Below are 2,003 nucleotides of genomic sequence, written 5' to 3'. Positions count from 1 at the left end.
GCTGCGCTACGCCGAAGGCTCCGCGCGCGGCCTCCTACACCACCACCCGGGACACTGCCCGTTCCGCGATCGGCGGCCATGGCGGCCGAGGTCGTCGTCAGCAGGACCGCTACGCCCTGCGTGAAGCGTCGAATACGATCAATCATGGTTGCTCCTTTTTCATGGCCCGCCGGATCTTGGGAACGGCGAACCTTCGGTCCTCGTGAAAGTCGATGATGCTGCCAAAGCTTCCGTCGGCCCGGAACAGGAACACACCGGCAGTATGATTCATGGTGTAGTCACCGTTTACGTCCTCGATGCGCTCTGCCTTCGCGCGGAAGTCGCCAAGAATGCGGGCGACCTCGCCTGGCTCTCCGGTCACACCGACGATGCGCGGATCGAAATAGCCGAGGTAGTCCGCAAGAACCTCCGGCGTGTCACGCTCGGGGTCCACAGAGATCAGAGCCACGTTGAGGCGGTCGGCGTCTGGCCCCAGCTCCTCCAGCCAGAGCGAGATGTCCGAGAGCGTGGTGGGGCAGACGTCGGGGCACCAGGTGAAGCCGAAGAAAACCAGGCTCGGCCTGCCGACCCAGTCCGAGATCGTCACCCGACGGCCCCGATGGTCCGTGAGCGTGACGTCCATTTCGCCCAGCGGTCGAGGCAGGTTGCGGGTAGGGCTCGCCGGCTGCGCCGCGCCGGGCCCGTCCACTTGCCACCAGCCCAGACCCAGCGCGCCGGCGCCGAGTGCCGTGACCGCGCCCGCGCCGAGAAGGAGCCGGCGCGAGAGGCTCATTCCGCAGGTCCCGTGGCGCCCGGTCCGAACACATGCACCTCCACCGTGACCTCGCCCGCGGCCTCGAAGGCGAGCGTCAGCGGGAAGGTGGCACCCTCCCGGAGAGGTGTGGCCAGTTCCATCAGCATGACGTGCATCCCGCCCGGCTCGAGTGTGAGTTCGCCGCTCGCGGGGATCTCGGCCGCCTCCACATGGGCCATCCGGGAGATGCCCTCGGAAAGGGTGGTCTCGTGCAGCATGGTCATGGTCGAGACCGGCGAGGACAGGCCGATCAGGCGATCGCCCTCGTCGCCGAAGTTGCGGACGGTGAAGTAGGCGGCGCCCGGCCGCGAGGTACCGATCGAGGCGCGTGCCCAGGCCGCGTCGATCTCAAGGTTGCCCTGCCGGACGGGTTCTGCTTGGGCGAGGCCGGCGGAAAGGCCGAAGGCAAAAACGGCAATAACAGGGAGCTTCATGGTGATGTTCCTAGAGGCGGTTCTGGAGGTCGGCAAGGATGTCGGCGGCGGGCGTGCCATAGGTGAACTGACGCAGCCAGTCCCCCTCCGGCCCGATGAGGTAAAGCGCGGGGCTGTGCGACATGGAATAGCCGTCGGGCGCGGCGGCATCGTCTTCGCGCGCGTAGTGAATGCGGAAGCTGTCCGCCGCAGCCCGGGTCTGGTTCGCATCCCCGGCAAGCCCGAGGATGGTGGGATGGAAGGCAGCGGTGAATTCGGCAATACCCAGCCTGCGGTCGCGCTCGGGGTCGATGGATATGAAGAGCGGCTGCACTTGCGTGGCCTCGTCGCCCAGATCGTCCATGACCTGAGCGACATCGGCCAGCGTCGTGGGGCAGACGTCGGGGCAATTGGTGAACCCGAAGAAAACCAGAATGTGTTTCCCCCCGAATTCCGTCGGGGTCCGCAGGCGCCCTTCGGCGTCGGGGAGTGCGAAGGTGGGACGGAACGGGGCCTCGACCACCGGCGCGGGCAAACGGTCTGCAATCAGAAACATCGTCCCGTAGCCCAGCATGGCAATACCCGCCGCCGCCCAGAGGCTTTTTTGCAGCCGTGTCAATCGCATCCGATCCGTCACTCCTCTTCTTGCGTCCTCCCTAAAGCCTCCAGTGACTTGAGGTTCAAGAGCGAACTCCTGTCGTCACACAACGGTGAGCCGTCGGCGGAGTGACCTGCCACTGAACTTTCATCCAACGGCGACCGGAGCCGGGTTTGTGTTTACGCCTGTTGGCGCGGGT

The 2,003-nt window shown here is 66.0% G+C and carries 3 protein-coding genes; all 3 read right to left on the bottom strand.

Features of this window, described 5'->3' with window-relative positions:
• Nucleotides 1–142: 142 nt before the first annotated feature.
• The 3 genes from ACFHYO_RS13195 to ACFHYO_RS13185 are packed head-to-tail and all read right to left on the bottom strand — an operon-like array spanning nucleotide 143 to nucleotide 1,843.
• Complete coding sequence (locus tag ACFHYO_RS13195) at nucleotides 143–772, bottom strand: SCO family protein (RefSeq protein ID WP_036700237.1); 630 nt, start codon at nucleotides 770–772, stop codon at nucleotides 143–145.
• A complete protein-coding gene (locus ACFHYO_RS13190) occupies nucleotides 769–1,227 on the bottom strand; it encodes a copper chaperone PCu(A)C (RefSeq protein WP_036700241.1) in 459 nt (152 codons plus the stop codon). Before ACFHYO_RS13190 ends, ACFHYO_RS13195 begins: the two co-directional genes overlap by 4 nt.
• A 10-nt stretch (nucleotides 1,228–1,237) precedes the next feature.
• A complete protein-coding gene (locus tag ACFHYO_RS13185; RefSeq protein ID WP_231555239.1) occupies nucleotides 1,238–1,843 on the bottom strand; it encodes an SCO family protein in 606 nt (201 codons plus the stop codon).
• Nucleotides 1,844–2,003: the final 160 nt, after the last annotated feature.

Origin of the sequence: Paracoccus panacisoli (genome assembly GCF_042435015.1) — a bacterium.
GTDB classification, from domain to species: Bacteria; Pseudomonadota; Alphaproteobacteria; order Rhodobacterales; family Rhodobacteraceae; genus Paracoccus; species Paracoccus panacisoli.
Note: the sequence above shows the minus strand (reverse complement) of the source record. Positions and strands in the feature narration are given on the sequence as shown.

Bases quoted from the DNA above. Each gene is read 5' to 3' on its own strand.
- ACFHYO_RS13195 (WP_036700237.1), bottom strand. From the start codon at position 772: ATGAGCCTCTCGCGCCGGCTCCTTCTCGGCGCGGGCGCGGTCACGGCA.
- ACFHYO_RS13190 (WP_036700241.1), bottom strand. From the start codon at position 1,227: ATGAAGCTCCCTGTTATTGCCGTTTTTGCCTTCGGCCTTTCCGCCGGC.